This window comes from Aquirufa antheringensis (assembly GCF_023921165.1).
Taxonomy (GTDB): Bacteria; Bacteroidota; Bacteroidia; order Cytophagales; family Spirosomataceae; genus Aquirufa; species Aquirufa antheringensis.
The window spans coordinates 1,416,079-1,437,252 of sequence record NZ_CP049835.1 but is presented as its reverse complement, the minus strand read 5'-3'; the positions used below and the strand labels follow the sequence as shown (position 1 = coordinate 1,437,252).

General features: G+C 44.0%; 16 protein-coding genes. 13 read left to right on the top strand and 3 right to left on the bottom strand.

Annotated features, from left to right (window positions below):
• The first annotated feature begins 12 nt into the window (after positions 1-12).
• The 8 genes from G9X63_RS06535 (at position 13) to G9X63_RS06500 (ending at position 9,960) form a co-directional block, all read left to right on the top strand.
• Positions 13-1,458: a complex I subunit 4 family protein gene (locus tag G9X63_RS06535; RefSeq protein ID WP_252621992.1), complete on the top strand. Its 1,446-nt coding sequence runs from the start codon at positions 13-15 to the stop codon at positions 1,456-1,458.
• Between the two features lie 19 nt (positions 1,459-1,477).
• Complete coding sequence (locus G9X63_RS06530) at positions 1,478-2,875, top strand: NADH-quinone oxidoreductase subunit N (RefSeq protein WP_252621990.1); 1,398 nt, start codon at positions 1,478-1,480, stop codon at positions 2,873-2,875.
• 9 nt (positions 2,876-2,884) lie between these two features.
• Positions 2,885-3,379: a GtrA family protein gene (locus tag G9X63_RS06525; RefSeq protein WP_130895360.1), complete on the top strand. Its 495-nt coding sequence runs from the start codon at positions 2,885-2,887 to the stop codon at positions 3,377-3,379.
• A 191-nt stretch (positions 3,380-3,570) separates the two neighbouring features.
• The gene (locus G9X63_RS06520) at positions 3,571-3,747 is read left to right on the top strand and encodes a hypothetical protein (RefSeq protein WP_161566409.1); all 177 of its coding nucleotides are present in this window, start codon (positions 3,571-3,573) and stop codon (positions 3,745-3,747) included.
• Between the two features lie 66 nt (positions 3,748-3,813).
• Complete coding sequence (locus G9X63_RS06515; RefSeq protein ID WP_161566408.1) at positions 3,814-4,428, top strand: SprT family zinc-dependent metalloprotease; 615 nt, start codon at positions 3,814-3,816, stop codon at positions 4,426-4,428.
• Positions 4,397-7,537 carry a type IX secretion system sortase PorU gene (gene porU / locus G9X63_RS06510; RefSeq protein ID WP_252621987.1) on the top strand — a complete coding sequence of 1,047 codons (3,141 nt, stop codon included), beginning with the start codon at positions 4,397-4,399 and terminating at the stop codon, positions 7,535-7,537. The genes G9X63_RS06515 and porU overlap by 32 nt, the downstream gene beginning before the upstream one ends.
• Before the next feature lie 3 nt (positions 7,538-7,540).
• Complete coding sequence (gene porV, locus G9X63_RS06505) at positions 7,541-8,692, top strand: type IX secretion system outer membrane channel protein PorV (RefSeq protein WP_130922646.1); 1,152 nt, start codon at positions 7,541-7,543, stop codon at positions 8,690-8,692.
• Positions 8,693-8,694: 2 nt separating this feature from the next.
• Complete coding sequence (locus G9X63_RS06500; protein ID WP_252621985.1) at positions 8,695-9,960, top strand: M16 family metallopeptidase; 1,266 nt, start codon at positions 8,695-8,697, stop codon at positions 9,958-9,960.
• Here the strand turns inward: G9X63_RS06500 and G9X63_RS06495 are convergent, their stop codons facing one another.
• Together G9X63_RS06495 and G9X63_RS06490 are read right to left on the bottom strand one after the other, a co-directional pair.
• A complete protein-coding gene (locus tag G9X63_RS06495) occupies positions 9,961-10,869 on the bottom strand; it encodes a PfkB family carbohydrate kinase (RefSeq protein ID WP_130895366.1) in 909 nt (302 codons plus the stop codon). It lies immediately after the preceding gene.
• A gap of 10 nt (positions 10,870-10,879) precedes the next feature.
• Entirely contained in the window at positions 10,880-12,055 is a 1,176-nt protein-coding gene (locus G9X63_RS06490; RefSeq protein ID WP_130895367.1) for a hypothetical protein, read from the bottom strand.
• A 128-nt stretch (positions 12,056-12,183) separates the two neighbouring features.
• On the opposite strand from G9X63_RS06490, the gene cysS reads away from it, so the two are divergent.
• From cysS to typA, 5 genes are all read left to right on the top strand, one after another.
• Entirely contained in the window at positions 12,184-13,674 is a 1,491-nt protein-coding gene (gene cysS, locus G9X63_RS06485) for a cysteine--tRNA ligase (RefSeq protein ID WP_252621983.1), read from the top strand.
• A gap of 3 nt (positions 13,675-13,677) precedes the next feature.
• On the top strand, positions 13,678-14,418 hold the full coding sequence (locus G9X63_RS06480) for a rhomboid family intramembrane serine protease (RefSeq protein ID WP_130922643.1): 741 nt from the start codon (positions 13,678-13,680) through the stop codon (positions 14,416-14,418).
• 1 nt (position 14,419) lies between these two features.
• Entirely contained in the window at positions 14,420-15,274 is an 855-nt protein-coding gene (locus G9X63_RS06475) for a rhomboid family intramembrane serine protease (RefSeq protein WP_130895370.1), read from the top strand.
• Between the two features lie 62 nt (positions 15,275-15,336).
• Positions 15,337-17,289, top strand: coding sequence for a 1-deoxy-D-xylulose-5-phosphate synthase (dxs, locus tag G9X63_RS06470; protein ID WP_252621981.1), 1,953 nt, complete (start codon positions 15,337-15,339; stop codon positions 17,287-17,289).
• 95 nt (positions 17,290-17,384) lie between these two features.
• On the top strand, positions 17,385-19,193 hold the full coding sequence (gene typA, locus G9X63_RS06465) for a translational GTPase TypA (RefSeq protein ID WP_130895372.1): 1,809 nt from the start codon (positions 17,385-17,387) through the stop codon (positions 19,191-19,193).
• A 34-nt stretch (positions 19,194-19,227) separates the two neighbouring features.
• Here typA and G9X63_RS06460 read toward each other — a convergent pair whose 3' ends face one another.
• Complete coding sequence (locus G9X63_RS06460; RefSeq protein WP_252621978.1) at positions 19,228-21,171, bottom strand: ComEC/Rec2 family competence protein; 1,944 nt, start codon at positions 21,169-21,171, stop codon at positions 19,228-19,230.
• Between the last annotated feature and the right edge of the window lie 3 nt (positions 21,172-21,174).

The following is a 21,174-nucleotide window of genomic DNA, read 5'->3' as shown; positions in this document are numbered from 1 at the left end:
CGCCACATAGCTATGTATCTACTATTTATACTTTTATTTCCGCTTTTGATTGGGTCAGCTTTGTTGATCTTCAAGCCAAAGAACGCGTTCGCTATTTCTCTAGCGGCCTCCATTATTGAATTAGCGGCCACCGCCTTTGTTCTACAAGAAGCTAGCCTTAACCCTGTTTCCTTTTCTGCTCCTTGGGTAGCGGAAGCGGGTTTATCCTTTTCCCTGTATGTGGATGGAATCAGCGGCGTTTTAATCGGACTTTGTGCCTTGTTAGTTCCGTTCATCGTAGCGACTACGGCAAATACAGATCGCGCAAACAACGCTCAATTCCAGGGTTTGATGTTAGCCATGCAAACGACCTTAATGGGAGCGTTCTTAGCGAAAGATGCGTTCTTGTTTTATTTCTTCTTCGAAGCGTCCTTATTACCGATTTACTTCTTAGCAGCGATTTATGGCGGCGAAAACAAAAATGCAATTACATTTAAGTTTTTTGTATACACCTTGTTTGGGTCTTTATTCTTCTTAATCGCTTTAGTATATGTGTATTTACAAACACCTGGCGAGTTTCACTCAGCGGATATGGAGGTATTGTATCAAACAGCAAAAGGCTTAAGCGCTGACCAACAAGGGTATTTATTTGCGGCCTTCTTTTTGGCATTCGCCATCAAAATGCCGGTTTTCCCATTCCACACCTGGCAACCGGATACCTATACTGTGGCTCCTGCACAAGGAACGATGTTATTATCGGGTATTATGTTGAAGATGGGAACGTACGGCGTGATTCGTCTGGTACTACCAATGTTCCCATTAGGCGTAGCGACATGGGGATTAACGGCATCCATCTTATCAGTAATCGGCGTGATTTACGGTTCGATCATCGCCATCCAACAAAAAGACGCGAAACGCTTATTAGCCTATTCTTCCTTTGCGCACGTGGGCTTGATGTCTGCCGGTATTTTATCGGGAAGCATTGAAGGTATTCAAGGAGCCTTGTACCAAATGTTATCGCACGGTATCAATATTATTGGTTTATTCTTCGTGATTGAAATCATTGAGCGCAGAACGAAGTCAAGAGAAATCGCTCAGTTAGGGGGTATAACCCAATTCTCGTATCCTTTGACGGTCACTTTTGTGATCTTGAGTTTAGGATCAGTGGCGTTACCATTAACGAATGGTTTCGTCGGGGAGTTTATGTTATTGAAAAGTGTATTTGACCAAAACTTGACCCTAGGCATCATCGCCGGCATTACCATCATCTTGGGTGCGGTGTATACGTTGCGTTTGATTCAGAAATCGATGTTCGGAAATGTGTCACGCATCACGGCTGATTTTGCAGACTTAACGTTTGCAGAGAAAGCGGTGTTAATTCCTTTGAGCGCCTTGGTTATTCTAGGCGGAATTTTCCCATCGACAGTTTTAGGTTTTAGTGAGCCAGCGGTTCAGCAATTAATCCAATGGTTCAAATAAAATAGTATTAAAAAGCATTATGACGGCTATCATTGCATTATCACTTCTAGGTATTTTAAATTTATTTTTGGGCTTTTGGCTTTCCAGAAAATCCATCCAAGCTGCGACACTATTATTCTTAGTGGGCAGTATGGCTTTGACGGCTTTGGACTGGAACCATGAACTATTATGGTATGGACACATGTTCCACACCACGAATACGTCGATTAGCTTCAGCTTAATCATTCAATTAGCGGCCTTTATGGTGGTTAGTTTTTCCAAAGGCTTTGGCATCGACGAAGAGCACACGCATCCAGCAGAATACTACGCGATTCTATTGTTCTCGGTTGTAGGAGCCATTTTAATGGTTTCATTCGACCACTTGATTATGTTCTTTGTGGGTTTAGAAATCCTTTCCGTTGCGATGTATGTATTAACAGGTTCAGACAAGCGTAATTTACGTTCGAACGAGGCGGCCTTGAAATACTTCTTGATGGGCTCCTTCGCGACGGGTATTTTGCTTTTCGGGATTACCTTAGTATATGGCGCCACACGTTCTTTCTATCTAGCAAACATTGCGGTAGCCATCGCGAATACACCACCAGAATCAACTCCCGTGTTTTTATCAATCGGGGTATTATTGATTTTAGTCGGTTTCTTATTTAAGATTTCAGCAGCACCATTCCACTTCTGGACTCCAGATGTGTACGAAGGAGCACCTACTATCTTTACGATGTTTATGTCGACGGTAGTAAAAGCAGCTAGTTTTGCGGCCTTGTACCAATTGCTTTCGGGGCCGTTTGGCACCATGTACGGAACGTGGGTATACCCCATATACTACATCAGCATGTTGACGCTTTTAGTCGGAAACATCACAGCGGTGTACCAACAATCAGCGAAACGTATGTTAGCTTATTCGAGTATTTCACACGCGGGTTATATGTTATTAACGGTGAGCGCGAATCAAGCGAGCACGCCATCTACCATCTTGTATTATTCATTATCCTATACCTTAGCGACCATAGTGGCCTTCGGTGTTGTAATGTTAGTCGCGGAATACCAAACAGGACGTACCGAGAAACCAGAGAACTTCAGTTCGTTTGAAGGTTTAGCCAAACAAAATCCAGGTTTAGCCTTCTGCTTTACCATCGCCTTATTGTCTTTAGCGGGGATTCCGTTGACGGCAGGTTTTTGGGGTAAATTCTTCGTCTTCTCTGACATCTTTAATCGCCACGTATACTATCCTGTGATCTTAGCGATTGTGATGTCTGCGGTAGGGGTTTATTATTATTTCAAAGGAATCATTGCGATCTACTTTAAAGAAGGAGATATCGAGCGTATCGAGTTACCTGGTTTAGTGAAGTTTGCGATGTGGGCTTGTACGCTAGGTACCTTGTTATTAGGCGTGTATCCAAGCATCGTTAAAAACCTCTTTTAATTCAGGCCTTTGAGCGACAAGAAAGCCCCCCTCTTTAATCAGAAAGACTTATTCGCCTACTTCGTGGTGGCTGGATTAGGGGCTTGTGTTCAACTGCTTGCAGGAGGATTAATTAAGGATTGGTTCCGCGTTTCCTACGAGGATTCCATTCTTCCTGCTTATTTCATCGCCTTAGTGGTAGGTTTTTTCCTGACGAAATTATTTGCCTTCAATGCGCGCCAAAGTCAGCAAACTAGACGCGAGATGTTCAAGTATGTCTTGGTTGCCAGCTTTTCAGGCATCATTACCTGGCTGTTCAGTACCATTCCTTACGATTTCATTCACGCGCATCACCCGGATATCTTTTTTGCCATTCCTTATTCGGTGAAAAAGTTAAATATCACCCAGATAGCAACGACCCTTCACGGAATGGGCTATAGTTTTGTGTCGAATTACATCTTGCACAAGACCTTTACCTTCAAATCAAGCGGCTTTTACGATCGCTTCAAGGACCTATTAAAATAGGACTTATCTAATTTAGACCTTTTCTAAGGTCGCAATTCTTAAGAATTCCTAAGCCGATTAAAGCTCATAGGGGCCTATTTTGAAAAAAACGAGACCATTCCTTAAAAAAATCTTAAAAATTTATTTGCATTTATTTGTACTTATAAAATAATGCCGTAGATTTGTAGCTCAAACCTTAAACAAAATAAGAAATGAAAAAAGTATTCGCTCTAGCTTTCGTTGCTGCAATGGTAACTTTAGCATCTTGTGGTGAGAAGAAAGCAGAAGCTTCTGCTGACACTGTTGCTGTTGATTCTGCTGCTGCTGCTGCTCCAGCTGATTCTGCTGCTGCTGACACTGCTGCTGCTGACACTGCTGCTGCTAAATAATTTTAGCACAACGATCAGAAAAAAGTCCTTCGCATGCGAAGGACTTTTTTTATGGCTAAAAACCGGATGAAGAATAAAAAGATTGATTCCTTTTTTGATCACTTCCCCCCCAAAGTAGCGGAATACTGCTTTCAACTTTGGCATGATTATTCTTTTGACTTTATCGTCAGCAAATCCCGCGATTCAAAATTAGGTGATTACCGATTTAGCCCAGCAAAAGGGCACCAAGTGACGGTTAATCACAATCTAAATCCCTACGCATTCCTCGTGACCTACATTCACGAAGTTGCTCACTTAACCACTTATCTGGCTCACAAAAACAAAGTTCTTCCACACGGGCAAGAATGGAAGACGGAATTCTATCAATTATTCGAGCCCATTTTAGACGAAGACTTACTCCCCGCTGAGTTAGTCAAGGTCCTGAGAGCCTATCTACAAAATCCAGCGGCTTCCTCTAACGGCTACCAACCTCTCGTCGACATTCTCAAAAGCTTCGATGCTGAACCGCCTGCAGGAACACCCTTAATTGAATTAGAGGAAGGTGCAGCATTCGCGCTAAAAAACCTTCGCTTCATCAAAGGGAAACTTCGCCGAACCCGTTACATTTGCAAAGAAATAAATTCAGGCAGAAACTACCTGGTGGCAAAACATGCGTACGTCTTACCGTTTGAGAATTCTTAGCATTGTAGTAGGCTTACTGACGGTAGCATCAGCGGCACTTGCCCAAAATTCTATCCTATCCAGTGGCCAATGGCTCAAAGTAGGCATCACCCAATCTGGTATCTACCAAATCACCCCATCCTGGCTTTCCTCCCTCGGGTTAAAAGCAAGTTCGATCGGAGTCTACGGACACGAAATAGGTGAATTGCCCCAAGCCAACTCCGCAACTAGACCCATCGATTTACAGCCGATTTCCTTCCTGAAACAAGGAGATAAAATCTTGTTTTATGGAGAGAAATTTACCCACCACTACAGCGATACTACTTTCTATTTCATCCGTTTAGATGATCCGGCGCCTAAAGCCATAACAGACCTTCCGTCAGCTACCGCTAATACAACGGCTTTAGATTATGGCTATAGTCGTTTTCACTATGAGCCAGAAACGTACAATCTATTACAATCAGGTCGAGAATGGCTGGGTGATGGATTTTTTGGCAATGTAAACCGAACGATTCAATATCCTTTAGCAGATTACAAAACGGGAATTCCGAGCCTACTTTCGGGCAGATTGGCCTCCTCCTCTGTCGCACCAGGCACGTTTACATTCAGTATTCCGGGGAACACCATTGCACCCCTTAGCTTTCCGGCGACAACAGGAGGGCGCTATGACCAAAAGGCCTTTTTACAGACCTTCTCCGCTTCTGTAAAACCAGAGATTAAGGACCAAAGCTGGACCTGGAATGTAGCCTATAGTAATACCACCGGCTCCGGTTACATCGATTACATCGACCTTCATTACCCACGAAAATTCAATGCGACGAACGAGAATCCGCATTATTTTTTACCCAACAAAACCGATTCTACTTTCAGTATCAGCATTCAAAACCGCCAAGCCAACCACCTCGTTTGGGTCAAGTTCACAGGCAAGAGCTGGCAAAATGTAAATTCCCTCGTATTTAACAAGGTCACTCCAGGTGCTGAACTGTTGGTTTTTGATCCGGCAAAAGCGTCGGACCCGAAAACGGGAGAAGTCATAGCAAACCAAAACATCCGAGCTGATGCCTCCGCCGATTTATTGATCCTTTCTAGCCCCTCCATCCTACCTGCCGCTAAACTGCTAGCGTCCTATAAAGGTGCGAAGGGAATTGCTGCGAAAGCTTATTCCACGAAAGAAATCTACCACGAATTCTCAGCCGGGAAACAAGATGTGACGGCGATACGCGATTTCATCCGCCTTAAAAAACCTCGCTATGTATTATTTTTAGGCGATGCGACAGTGGATTACAAAGGAATCAACAAGGTGGCTTCGGCCGTCGAAAGACAGAATTATGTCCCGAGTTATGAAAGTCGCGAGTCCTTGCAACCTTTGCAGACCTATGTGTCTGATGATTATTTTGGGCTAATCGCGGATAACCAAGGCGAATGGCTAGAGGGAAATGAGGCGGTGAATGAACCGCTGGCGGTAGGCATCGGACGTATCCCAGCAAAGTCAATCGAAGAGGCAAATACAGTGGTTAATAAACTAATCAGTTACGAGACGCGCACTCAGCAGCAACCCTACCGCTTCGCTTGGTTTGCGGATGACGGCGATGCAAATATCCACGTGCAAGATGCAGAAGATTTCGCACGCTTGATTCCGGAGGCCTATCAAGTCCAAAAAACCTACCTCGACCAATTTCCTCAAGAAGTGGCGAATGGATTTTATACCTCTGCCGCCGCGCAAAAAGCCAGTTTAGCACTATTTAACCGGGAAGCCGATTTTATCCATTTTCTAGGTCACGGATCTGAATCCGCCTGGACGGATGAGAAGGTAATCACGACTAACGAGCTACAAACACTGAAAAACAGTCGAAATTTACCCCTCTTGTTAACGGCGACATGCCAGTTTGGTCGCTTTGACGACCCGAATCAGTTATCTGGAGCAGAAATAAGCCTTTTATCCAACCAGGGCGGTGCCATGGGTCTCATCTCGACGACGCGACCCGTGTTCCAGAGTAGTAATTACCTGTTTGGTCAAGCATTTTATAGACAATTAGCTAATCATCTAATAGATAAAAATTACCGACTTGGTGATTTGTTTAAAGACGCGAAGAATGATAGCCAATCTGGAGTGATTAATCGCAACATCACCCTGCTGGGCGATCCAACCTTAGCGTTACCTTGGAATCAACAGGCTCTTACAATCCGACTAGATACCTTGACTTCTGGAATCATTCAAGGTCAAACGACGCCTAGTATTGATGGGGAGATTCGTTTGTTTTATTTTGGAGAAGATAAGCCCATGCAGACTTTGGGGACAAAAACAGATAAATTCAGCTATGTAAAATCTGGTGATTTAGAGGCTATCAACAGCGCTAAGGTCGAAAAAGGCAAATTCACTATGGCGAACCTCCCAGCAGCGAGATTAAAATGGACCGCGCGAACAACGACGGAAACGTATGGCGGAGGAATGAAGAGCGTGGTGAAATCTACCTCAGAGGAAAAAGAAGTGAACGCCCCTATACTAACAGCGAGCCTATTAAATGAGTCTGACCCGCTAGCTAGCTCCGCTAATCCGATCTTACAAATTAAAATCAGCGACGCGAGTTCTTTACGACTTGTGGGACCTAAGGGCGAAAAAGCCCAAATTTCCATCAACGACACCTTGGAAATTCCCTTCTCTGATGTATTTACCCCCGAGCCAGGAAACAGTAGAAAAGGCAGCATTACCTTCCCTTTTGAATCACTCGCTCCGGGACTCTATAAAATCAAGGCAAATGTGTTCGACGTACATACGAATCAAGGATTTTGTTCGTTTGAATTCCGGGTTTCAGAAAACACAAAAGAGTCAGGTTCGCTCCGAATTTATCCGAATCCAATGACCGAGCGAACCAGCTTTTCGTTTTTACAAGAGAAACGCTGGACGAGCTATCGTTACAAGCTAAAAATTTATAGTAACTTAGGGATACGATTGCTCGAAAGGACGGGAGTGATTCCGGGAAGCGATTCGGTGAATCAAACTTTCTCGATCGATTGGAGTGCAGCAGAGAAAAGCCAATTAGATTTCATCAACTATTACCAATTAGACATAACCTACGACAACGAAACTCCGTTTAGAAGCTTCAGTGGCCGTATTGGACATATTAAATAACCCATGAAAAGAGTCCTAACCCTACTATTAGTGACCATCGGATTCACGTCCTATGCACAAACAACCTTAGTTTCAGGCCAAATCAATGCCGGGCGTATTCCTACCCCTACCCTCTTATTTCTGAACGTTGCGCCAGATGCTCGTTCTGCTGCGATGGGCGATGCGGGTGTAGCGTTATCGGTGGACGCGAACGCGATTCACTGGAATACAGCGAAATTAGCCACCACAGAAAAGAAAATGGGCTTTTCCCTTTCGTATACCCCTTGGTTACGCAACCTGGTGAATGATATGGCGCTTTACAATGTGGCGGGCTATACGGTGACGAAGAAGAACTTGGTTTTCGGGTTCTCTGTTGATTATTTCGATCAAGGCATGTTCCAAGCTACTTTAGATAATGGTACTAGCGCAGGTAATTTTAATTCGAAAGAATTTGCCATTGGCATCTCACACGCTCGAAAATTATCGCCTGCCTTGTCATTAGGCATGAATTTGAAATACATTAACTCGAACTTATTAGGAAGCTACCAGGGGAGCGGGGGATTGAGTAATTCTTTAAAACCTGCCGAAACGGTAGCCGCAGACATCTCTGTTTTTTATGCTAAACCAACGGTGGGTCCTTGGAAATACAGCTATGGCTTGACTCTTTCAAACATTTCGGGTAAAGTGACCTACGGTGGAACGGAGAAAAACTTCATTCCTACGAATTTACGTATCGGAATGGCAGCGACGCATGAAATCGATGACCTGAACAAATTGACCTTTACGGTTGATTTCAATAAACTGATGGTTCCTACGCCTCCTGCTTACGTGAATGGAAAAATGGTAGGAACGGATCCTGCGACGGTTTCGGCGATCGGTGGAATTTTCGGTTCTTTGGGGGATGCCCCAGATGGCATTAGTGAAGAGATCAAAGAGGTGACCACATCTGTGGGCGCGGAATATTTGTTCAACAATGCCTTTGCATTAAGAACGGGTTATTTTCACGAGAGTGAAATGAAGGGAAATCGGAAGTACTTTACCTTTGGTTTAGGCTTTAAGATGGACCAAAAATACGGCTTAGACTTCGCCTACCTCGTTCCGAGTGGACAAGGAAGTCCCTTAGCTAATACCTTACGTTTAACGCTCATCGCGGGCATTAATCAGTCTGAAAGATAATTATGTTAGATCGCCGCGTCGCACCTACCGCCTTTCCGGTGGAAAAAGTTTTATTCCCTACACCTGCCCAATACACTTTAGCTAATGGCATCGAAGTATGGGTCGTTTCAGCAGGAGAACAAGAGGTTTTTAAATTTGAGTTAAGTGCGAAGGCGGGAGCAATCCATAGTCCCGTGGCGGGATTAGCTGGCATGACGGCATCGCTAATGAAGCGTGGTACTGCTGTACGATCAGCTCAAGAAATTCATCAGGCATTTGATTTTTTTGGAGCCTTCTGGGATATCCAAGCCAGTTTAGATCACGGCACCTTTACGGTGTACGGATTAACAAAGCACTTTCATTCGTTGATTCCGCTTGTTGGTGAAATACTACAGGAGGCTACCTTCCCGGCAGAGGAAGTAGAAAAAGAGATCGAGATTGAACGCCAAAAAACGAAACTGAACTGGGAAAAAACGTCCTACGCAGCCAGCCAAAAATTCCGTGCTCAAGTTTTCCCGAACGACCCCTATGGTCGTTTTACAGTGGCAGAGGATTTTGACAAATTAGACCGCGCAGCGCTTGTGCAACAGTATTCGACTACGTGGGCTTCCCAAAAACCAGTCATTTTCCTTTCTGGAAAGATCTCCGAAGAGCAGATTGCTTATTTAGACCAAACACTCGGTCAAATCAAGTATACTAGCTCAGAACTATCTATTCCTCCGGTTTCATTCGCTTCGAATCCGGTGAAAATTCGGGAAGAAAAAGAAGGTTCCGTGCAGTGTTCCATCCGATTTGGATTGCCTGCCATTTCCAGAACGCATCCTGATTATTTTAAATTTAGCCTGATGAATACCGTTTTGGGCGGTTATTTCGGCTCGAGATTACAGAAAAACATTCGAGAAGATAAAGGTTTCACCTATGGCATTTCCTCCAGCTTAGCACCCTATCCACGCGGTGGCTATTGGGTGGTGGGTACGGATGTGAATGGAGAGAATGTGGACGCGACTTTGGCAGAAATTAAGAAGGAAATTACGATCCTTCAAACGGAACTAATCCCTCAAGACGAACTCGAAATCGTCCAAAACTACTTGATGGGCAGCTTCACCGGAGAATTGACGCAGGCTTTTGATATCGCAGAAAAGGTACGCGTGATTCAATTAAACGGATTAGCGCCTGATTTTTACGATCAATTCCAGGACCAAATACTAGAAATCCAGGCCCAGGATATTAGAGACATGGCTGCTAAATACCTGAACCTGGATTTGATGCACGAGGTAATCGTAGGATAACTAGAACGAAGCTAGCTCTCTAAATTCATTCACACGGCCTGCTAAATCAGCTTCCGTGATTTCGAATAAACGCTCTGTACCGAATTTCTCTACACAGAAAGAGGCCATCGCAGATCCGTGAACGATTGCGCGGCGCATGTTTTCAAAAGAGATATCATCCGTCTTCGCTAGGTAACCGATGAATCCTCCTACGAAGGTATCACCCGCACCGGTTGGATCAAAAACGTCTTCTAAAGGAAGTGCTGGGCAATAGAACATGCGATCTCCTTGGAATAGCAAGGCGCCATGCTCCCCTTTCTTAATAATCAAGGTCTTAGGTCCCATCGCCATAATCAGCTTAGCAGCTGTGCGAAGTGAGTATTGATCGGATAATTGACGAGCCTCCTCATCATTAATGCAAAGCACATCCACCATCGTCAACACACGCTTCAAATCGTCCATCGCCACATCCATCCAGAAATTCATGGTGTCCATTACGACTAATTTAGGGCGTTTGTTCAAGCCTTGAATCGCTTCGATTTGTACTTGTGGTGTTAAATTACCTAACATCAAATAATCACAATCTTGGTAAGATGCTGGGATCACCGGCTTGAAATCAGCTAACACGTTCAATTCCGTCACTAAAGTGTCACGTGAATTCATGTTGTTGTGGTATTTACCAGCCCAAAAGAACGATTTCTCCCCTTTCTTGATTTGTAAACCATCCAAATTAATGCCACGAGACTTCAAGGTGTCCATGTATTCTTGTGGAAAATCATCCCCTACTACAGCTACTACGTTTACTTTGGGTAGAAAGAAGCCAGCAGATAAGGCGATGTACGTACAAGATCCACCGATGATTTTATCGGTCTTTCCATAAGGGGTCTCTAAAGCGTCGAAAGCAACGCTTCCAATTGTTAATAAGCTCATAATTAATAATTTAACCTACTTTAGGACAGCGACTAAAGGGTTGGTTTGGATTGAAAAATATACGGTATGTAATAAAAGTTTTATCGTTCGTGGCTCCTAGCTGAGAGACAAAGCGAAGCATTTTAGGATTAAAGTCCCCCACCCAGTTCATGTCCATGGTGGAATACGGATAGAAAGGATTTGTGCGAGCGACTTCGCGGAAACGAAGGGCGATCGCAGATTCGACTCCTTTGCCTTGGTGATCTGGAGTTACCCCAAAAATCACCCCGCAGGTACGAGTCAAGGTTCCTTTTAATTTCAATAAAAGGAATTTAATCATGCCCCACCAGTTCAATTTACCATTCAGGTGTTTCACGATTTGGTTCAAATCGGGGATCACAATGAAGAAAGCAACCGGCGTTCCATCCGTTGTATAGGCAAACCACAGCAATTGCTCATCGATGATGGGCTTCATGGTTTTCACCAGTTTTTGAGCGGACTCACTACTCATCTCCTTAACACCAGGGAATTTCGCCCAAGCGGCATTAAAAATAAAGCGAAAATCTTCTGCATATTTCGAGAGATTACTCTTCTCAATGTGTTGGAAAACGTAATCAGGATTCTCAAAAATGCGTTGTGCTTTTTCTTCGATTCCCTGCGTCACATTCGCGCCTGCAATGGGTGATACGAATACGTATTGTTGGAAATAGTCTTGAAAACCATAGTTTTCGAAGAACGGAATGTAATAGGGCTTTGTCCAAGGCATTTTATAGGTAGGCTCAAACTCCCAACCTTTGACCATCAACCCCCAGAAACTATCACGCTCTCCAAAATTAATCGGGCCATCCATCCCCTCCATTCCTCGCTCCGCTAGCCAATTTTTGCAGGCATCAAACAGCATAAAGGCTGCATTTTCGTCTTCGATACACTCAAAGAAACCCATTCCACCTACGGGAACTTCGCCCTCTTTTGTATTTCGCTCATAGAAAGCGGCCACGCGACCGATGGCTTCCCCTGATTCCGAAAATAAAATCCAACGAATCGCCTCCCCTTGTTTAAAATGGGGGTTCTTGCGCGGATCGAACACCGATGAAATATCGTTATCTAAGGGACGAATCCAATTAGGATCGCTGGCATAGAGCTGAACCGGGAATTCCAAAAAAGTCTTTTTTAGTCGAGCGTCGTCTCCTACTTCTCTCAAAAACATGCGAATAACGTTAGAATGCGAAAAAACATACAAAGGTAATGAATTGCGTTTGGGTTTGGTGAATTAAAAGAATCCAATTAATTTTAATTCCTTATTATCCCCATTCGATCAGAAACGATCCGCTTACCATGCAGCCCTTAAAAATATACAATACCCTGAGTCGTGAAAAAGAACTTTTCACCCCCATACACGAAAATCACGTGGGACTTTATGTCTGCGGACCCACGGTATACAATTATGTTCACCTAGGGAATCTACGTACGTTTACGTCTTTTGACATCTTGAACCGCTATTTACTGCACATCGGTTACAAGGTGCGTTATGTGCGTAACATTACGGACGTAGGACACTTAGTAGGCGACGGCGATGAGGGGGAAGACAAGATTGGGAAGATGGCCAAATTGGAAAAATTAGAGCCCATGGAGATCGTTCATCGCTTTACCCAAGATTTCCACCAAGTATTAGAAAAATTCAATGTCTTACCACCAAGCATCGAGCCTACGGCGACCGGGCATATCGTGGAGCAAATAGAAACAACTAAGTCATTGATTGAAAAAGGCTTAGCGTACGAATCGAATGGCTCGGTGTATTTTGACATCGAGACTTACAATAAAAATGGCGGCAATTATGGACATCTGTCCGGCCGCGTGATTGAAGACTTATTAACTGAAACCCGGGACTTAGACGGGGTGGGCGAGAAGCGGAATCCCTTAGATTTTGCCCTTTGGAAAAAAGCCGCTCCAGAACATATCATGCGCTGGCCATCTCCTTGGGGAGAGGGTTTCCCAGGCTGGCACTTAGAGTGTACCTGCATGAGTCACAAATACTTAGGGGACACTTTTGATATTCACGGCGGTGGAATGGACTTGAAATTCCCGCACCACGAATGTGAAATCGCGCAGGCAAAAGCAGCCTATGACCGCGCTCCAGTCCGTTATTGGATGCACACGAATATGTTAACGGTGAATGGCCAAAAGATGAGTAAATCCCTCGGAAACTCGTTCCTTCCATCCGAATTGTTCGCAGGCAGCCATGCTCTTTTAGAGCAAGCTTACAGCCCCATGACCGTGCGTTTCTTTATGTTACAGTCACAATACCGCAGCACTTTGGACTTTTCGAACGACGCCCTGAAAGCGGCCCAAAAAGGATACAAGAAGATCGCAAACGGTTTACGCATTATAAAGAAACTTGTTTACCCTACGGATACCATCGCAAATCCAGATGCAGCCCAGGAAAAGGAAATCAGTGATGCCATTCAAGGCTGTTATGATGGCATGAACGATGATTTAAACACGGCGGTGGCGATTGCGCACCTGTTTACCTTGTTGAAAAAAATCAATTCACTCTATACGGGTGGATTAGCTTTCGAATCCATTTCTGCTGAAACATTTTCGAATTTACAGCGTTCTTATACTAGCATTTTAGAAGATGTTTTAGGGATCAAAGAAGAGGTCCCTGCTGAAATGAATGGCTTGACGGATGAACTTCTTCAGCTCTACAAGGGTTTCAAGGAAAGTAGACAATACGATAAAGTAGATGAAATCCGTGGCGCCTTCAAATCTGCTGGATTATTGATTAAAGACATGAAAAACGCCATTGACTGGGGTTACGAAGAATAAGATATGCTAAGAAATTTAACACCTACCGTACGGAATTTAATTTTCGTGAATGTCGCTATCTTCTTAGGATCAGCCTTCATTCCGGATGAGTTATTTGCTTTGTACTTTTTCCAATCGAGCAAATTCCATTATTTCCAAATCATCAGCTATATGTTCGTGCACGCGAATTTTATGCACTTGTTGATGAATATGTTTGGCCTTTATATGTTCGGATCCATTTTGGAAAAAATATGGGGCGGACAGCGTTTCTTGTTTTTCTATTTATTCTGTGGCATAGGAGCTGGTTTGCTGCACGAAGCCATTCAGTATTTCCATGACTATGCGAGCATTCGCAAGGCCTTAGAATTAGCCCTTTCTAATCCAAATTCAGACTTTCTGATGGATTATTTTAACCGTTTTGACGGTAGCACCTCGATTAACGAGGGCCGTTTAAATGCCTTAGGTGCCATTGATCATTACAAAGAATACACGACACAAAACCCAGTTGTGGGAGCTTCTGGTGGCGTTTTCGGTATCTTGATGGCCTATGGGTATTTATTCCCGAACTCAGAGATGTTCGTCTTCCCTATTCCCATTCCCGTGAAAGCGAAATACCTCGTGATGGGTTTTGCCTTTTATGAATTATGGGCAGGTAAAGCAGCAGCCGAAGGGGATAACGTGGCACACTTTGCCCATTTAGGCGGGATGCTTTTTGCAGTCATTTTATTGTTGATTTGGAGACAAAAACGCGATAGCTTTTATTAGGATGCGCAGCATTTGGACCGATATAAAAAACATCATTCAACAACCTGGACAGGGATTGCTGAAGATTATTATAGCCAATGGTGCCATTTTTGTGGCTTTAATGCTAGCTCGTGTCACGCTGCTGATCGCTGGAAAATCGGAATTATTCGATGCCTTTTTTACGCAAGTTTCCCTGCCTTCCTCGCTCGATTTACTTATTCAAAGACCCTGGAGCTTAATTAGCTACTTTTTCTTGCACATTGAGGTTTTTCACCTGGTGTTTAATATGCTATTCTTGTACTGGTTTGGCATCATTATTCAGGATTTCATCGGAAATAAGCGGCTCGTTCAACTCTATTTTTATGGTGGCTTGGCGGGTGCGACAGCCTTTCTTTTAGCGATGAACACGGTGAGTTTTTTCATGGCCAAAGGGCCTACTTTCCTCAATGGCGCCTCCGCTGGTGTCTTTGCGGTAGTGGTGGCGGCGGCGACGATTCGACCTAATTACCAGGTGCATCTGCTATTATTAGGTCAAGTTCGAATCAAATACATTTCCGCTTTTTACGTACTTTGGTCCTTCATCGAAACAACTGGGGCGAACGCTGGAGGCAACATCGCCCATTTAGGGGGAGCTATTTTAGGTTTCGTATTTGCTAAAAATTTCTTAGCTGCCTCTCGACCACAAGCGATTTTTGAAATAAAAATTAAAGAGTTTGCACAGGCCGTACATCAAAAAGTGCAACCTCGAAAAGAACTCGAAACCGTACCTGAGGAGGAGCTGAATGCGATTTTAGATAAAATATCCCAATCAGGTTACGACAGTCTAACGGACTTCGAACAAAAAAGATTATTCAAAGCGAGTCAAAAAAATGACTAAGGCTTAAAAACATTTTTACCTTTGTAAGGTTAATCTCTCACTATCCATCATCACAAGCGTCTATGCAATTTGAAGCCGGTCCTTTACTTAGCCAAATCACCACACCGGAGGATTTGCGCAAGTTGCCGAAATCAGACTTACCTCAAGTTTGTGACGAATTGCGTCAATTTATCATTGATAACGTATCGGTGAATGGGGGTCACTTTGGGGCTTCCTTAGGCGTAACCGAGTTAACCGTGGCCTTGCATTATGTGTTTAATACACCTGATGACCAATTAGTCTGGGATGTAGGACACCAAGCATACGGGCATAAAATCCTAACCGGACGTAGAGAAAATTTCCATACAAATCGCTTAATGGGCGGCATTTCGGGCTTTCCGAAACGCTCCGAAAGTCCCTTTGACACGTTTGGCGTAGGGCACTCCTCTACTTCCATCTCAGCAGCGCTGGGGATGGCCGTAGCTTCCGGTTACAAAAAAGAAACACACAGACAACACATCGCTGTGATCGGCGATGGATCGATGACGGCGGGAATGGCTTTCGAAGCCATGAACCACGCAGGTGATATCCCGAATAACATGTTGATTATCCTGAACGATAACTGCATGGCGATCGACCCGAATGTGGGTGCCTTAAAAGAATATTTAACGGACATCACGACATCGCACACCTACAACAAGGTGAAAGACGACGTGTGGAACCTATTAGGCAAGATGTCCAAATTCGGCAAAACGGCTCAAGAAATCGTTTCCAAGATCGAGAATGGGCTGAAAGCGACCTTATTAAACCAAAGCAACCTGTTTGAATCCTTGAATTTGCGGTATTTTGGCCCTATCGACGGTCACGATATTGATAATTTAACAACGGTTCTAAACGACCTAAAAGATATTCCTGGCCCTAAAATTTTGCATTGCATTACGACTAAAGGCAAAGGATACTCACTGGCAGAGAAGGATCAAACCTTGTGGCATGCTCCCGGTAAATTCGATAAGACGACCGGAGAAATCCACAAAAAGACCTACGATGACCCTCAGCCCCCTAAATACCAGGAGGTTTTTGGCCATACCCTTTTAGAATTAGCGGAGAAGAATCCCAAAATCATGGGTATCACCCCAGCGATGCCGTCAGGATCTTCCTTGAATATTATGATGCGGGCGATGCCAGATCGCGCTTTTGACGTAGGAATCGCAGAACAACATGCGGTCACTTTCTCTGCGGGATTAGCGACACAGGGATTAACCGTTTTCTGTAATATCTATAGCTCGTTCATGCAACGCGGTTATGACCAAGTCGTCCACGATGTTTGCTTGCAAAAATTACCCGTTATTTTCTGTTTAGACCGCGCTGGTTTAGCCGGAGCTGATGGACCTACCCACCATGGATTACTAGATTTAGCGTTCATGCGTTGTGTGCCAAACATGATTGTGGCAGCTCCCCGCAACGAGCAAGAACTGCGTAATATCATGTACACAGCGTCTTTAGACTCTTTTAAAAACCACGAAAAAGCCATAACTATTCGCTACCCACGTGGTGAGGGTGTGATGCCGGCGTGGAGAACGAACTTTGAAGAAATCGAAATCGGGAAAGGAGTTCAATTGGTAGAGGGCGAAGAAATCGCGATTTTATCTATTGGACACATCGGTAATGAAGCGATAGCAGCCTGCGAAATGGCGCGTGAACAGGGACTGAAACCAGCCTTATTCGATATGCGTTTTGTGAAGCCATTAGACGAGGAATTATTGCACCGCGTATTTACGCAATTCAAGAAAGTAATCACGGTGGAAGACGCTGCGATTCAAGGTGGATTTGGATCAGCGATCGCGGAATTTATGGTAGATCACCACTATACTTCACAACTTATTCGCCTTGGAATTGCAGATGAAATCGTCGAGCACGGAGAGCAAAAAGAATTGTATGCCCTATGCGGAATCGACGCAAACGGCATTTTAGCAAAAATCCAAGCGAACGTATCATCGCAAACGGCGAAAAATAATCCGAAAGCGCTTGTTTCTTAATGCGTTAATAGTACTTTTCAAAGAAATAATCCCTACCTTTGCACCTTGAATTTCCCAATTAAAGGAATTTCGTTTCATTCAACGAATACATTTTTATGCAAAGCATTCGCAACATTGCCATTATTGCCCACGTTGACCACGGTAAAACGACCCTAGTTGACAAAATCATTCATGCATCCAAGATTTTTAGAGAAAATCAAGAATTTGGAGATTTGATCCTTGACAATAACGACTTAGAGAGAGAAAGAGGAATTACAATTACGTCTAAAAACGTATCTGTTCGTTACAACGGAGTAAAAATCAACATTATCGATACACCTGGTCACGCCGACTTTGGCGGTGAGGTAGAACGCGTTCTACGTATGGCGGATGGCGTTATCTTGTTAGTGGATGCTTTTGAAGGCCCGATGCCTCAAACACGTTTCGTACTTTCAAAAGCGATTGCGTTAGGATTAAAGCCTATCGTTATTGTAAACAAAGTAGATAAAGAGAACTGTCGTCCAGACGAAGTACACGAAAGTGTTTTCGACTTGATGTTTAACTTAGAAGCAACTGAAGATCAATTAGACTTCCCTTGCATCTATGGTTCATCTAAGCAAGGATGGATGAGTACGGATTGGAAACAACCTACGGATAACATCATTCCCTTGTTAGATGCGATCATCGAGCACATTCCAGCTTCTAAAGTACAAGAGGGTACTCCTCAAATGCAGATCACGTCATTAGATTACTCTTCATTCGTAGGTCGTATCGCGATCGGACGTTTAGAGCGTGGTACGTTGACAGAAGGGATGCAAATCTCCCTTTGCAAAGCGGATGGTACAACAAAGAAAATGCGTATCAAAGAACTTCAGGTTTTCGAAGGTCTAGGAAAAGTAAAAGTAGAGAAAGTAGAGTGTGGTGAGATTTGCGCGGTAACAGGTATCGAAGATTTCGAAATCGGTGACACGATTGCAGATGCAGAAAATCCAGAGGCATTAGCGCGTATCGCGATTGATGAGCCTACGATGAATATGTTATTCACGATTAACAACTCCCCATTCTTTGGAAAAGAAGGTAAATTAGTTACGTCTCGTCACTTACGTGATCGTCTTTTCAAAGAGACAGAGAAAAACTTAGCCTTGAAAGTAGTTACAACGGAAAGTGAAGATAAATTCTTAGTATTTGGTCGTGGTATACTTCACTTGTCAGTATTGATCGAAACGATGCGTCGTGAGGGTTATGAGTTACAAGTAGGTCAACCTCAGGTTATCTTCAAAGAAGGAGAAAACGGCGAGCGTTTAGAACCAGTAGAATCATTAGTAGTAGACGTTCCAGCAGAAGTAGCAGGTAAAGTAATCGAATTAGCGACTCAAGGTAAAGGGGAGTTGTTGATTATGGAACCTAAAGGTGACTTACAACACTTAGAATTCAACATTCCATCTCGTGGTTTGATTGGTTTACGTTCTAAAGTATTGACTGCAACTTTCGGAGAGGCAATTATGGCTCACCGTTTCATCGCTTACGAACCATTCAAAGGAGCGATTCCTGGCCGTATCAACGGATCATTGATCTCAATGAACACAGGTCCTGCGATTCCTTACGCGATTGATAAATTACAAGATAGAGGGGTGTTCTTCATCGATCCAGGTGAAGAAGTATACACAGGGATGGTAGTAGGAGAGCACAATCGCCAAAACGACATCGAAGTGAACCTTCAAGCTGCGAAGCAATTAACGAATATGCGTGCGTCAGGTACGGATTCGAATACCAAAATTGCTCCTAAATTAAACTTCTCATTAGAAGAGTGTATGGAATTTATCCAAAAGGATGAATACTTAGAAATCACTCCTAAGTCTTTACGTATGCGTAAAATTTGGTTAGATCCAAGTGAGCGTAAGCGTAACGAAAAGAAGCCAAGCTAATCCTGAAAAGGCTGCCCTCACCGGCAGCCTTTTTTTATGGTCTAATCGCGGGTTGCTCATCTAAAAAATAATACCGCGAAGGCAAGTAAGGCTTCAGCTCACCCATCCAATAGGCCGATGGTCGCTTCAGAAAATACCACGTGGCCTCTTGCCAGCTTTTCAGCCATTCTTTATCGCGGTATTTTACGTCTTTCCCTAAAATCAAATGCTGCTGCCCCCGAGCTACCGTGGGGATGCGCACATAAGCATACGTTTCACTTCGGTATTTCCATTGTAAATTACCCTTCACAGGCCACCTACGCGTCAGCGTATCCTTCACCCCACAATTCGCCCACATGGGACTAAGGTGCGCCTGAATCCAAGCCGGATCCGCACTCGCAGGCAATGAAGCGATTGATTTCTCCCCTTCATTCTCCACCCAAACGGCTTCTCCTTTAAAAGCACTCAAATAGGCCTGAGGTTTTGTTTCTGGACTTTGCCAAAACAATAACAAGAGGCATGCCCCCATTTTCCATCGACGCGGTGCCCAAACCAGTAAGGCAATCGCAAAGAAATAAATAGACATTTCAAGTATCGTAATCTGCAAAAAGGGGATTACCGAGGTGACGCGTTCCACCCAGCTAAACATCAGACCATGCAGCAGTTGAAAGTTTGTATTCAATAAATAAGCCAACGGTTGAAAAGCCCATTCGGGCAAAAAGTAACCAATCGCTAACAGTAAAAAACCTAAAAACAAGGCGATGGAGGAGAATAAAATCAAAAAAGGATTCAATAGAAAGAACGAAAGTGGATGTGGCAATTGATGAAAATAATAGACGATCAAGGGCCAAGTGAGTACTTGAGCTGCTAAGGCGACACAGGTTAATTCCCAAATTTGGGTCAACGGCCAACGAAGCCAACCTCTAAACTGAAAAACAGATGCCCAGCGCTGTTGAAACACAATTAATCCCCAAACGGCCAAATAAGATAACTGAAACCCCGCATCAAATAAGGACGCCGGATGCAGAAACAACAAGACGAAGGCGCTAAAAGCCAAGGTATTCAAGCTCTGCTGACTATGAAGAAAAGTTTTAGCAAACAGTATCACCGAAAACATCCAGGCGGACCTCAGCACCGGCAAAGAAAAACCGCTAATCCCGGCATAGCACCATAGCAAGGCCATCATCAATCCGAAAAAAACATAGGGCCCAGCTGGCCGACGTTTAAGTAAAAAACCCAATATAAGGCTTAATCCCATATACAATAGCCCGACATGAAGACCCGAAACAGACAAAATGTGAATAGCTCCTAAAGCCGAGTAAGCAGATAAAGTTTCGAAATCAATCTTCGTCTTCACTCCTAACAGCATTGCTTCGGCCACATCACGATCTCGCCCCGGCTCGAAAGCCCGTTCAAGTAAGCCCACAAAATGCGCCTGAGCCTTTTCAAAAAAAGTCCGATCTACACCTCCTTTTTCAATGAGCCGAATTCGATCGAGCGAAACAAAGGCAGATCCGCCTATTCCCTTTTGGAAAAAATAGGCACCCCAATTTTTTTCAAAAGGAAAAAGAGGCAATGGGAAGGGCTTGACGGCTTGACGCACGGCAAACACATCGGCAGCCTGGGGTTTGGGCAATGTTTTAGCGAGATAAAGCCTGTATAATCCAGAGGAAGAAGACCATACCTGCGCGGAATCTCGTGAGCCCATACATCGTGCTAAGACAGACCAAGATTTCGGCTTCTCCTCAACGGATCCCTCTACTCGAAACACAAAACCATCGCGCGGCAGCACTGGCAAAACGGGCATCAAGTAAGCAGTCCACGCCATCGCAAAAACGACAATCAAGGAGGATATACCGGCACTTTTACAAACTCTCCCTGGAATCAGAAAGCCCAAACAACCCAACATAGGCCAATAAGCAAATCCCGAAAGCAGAATACCTAGCATCCAAAACAGCAAAATTCGGACAAAAGGAAAACGAGAAAAATAGGAGATCATCGA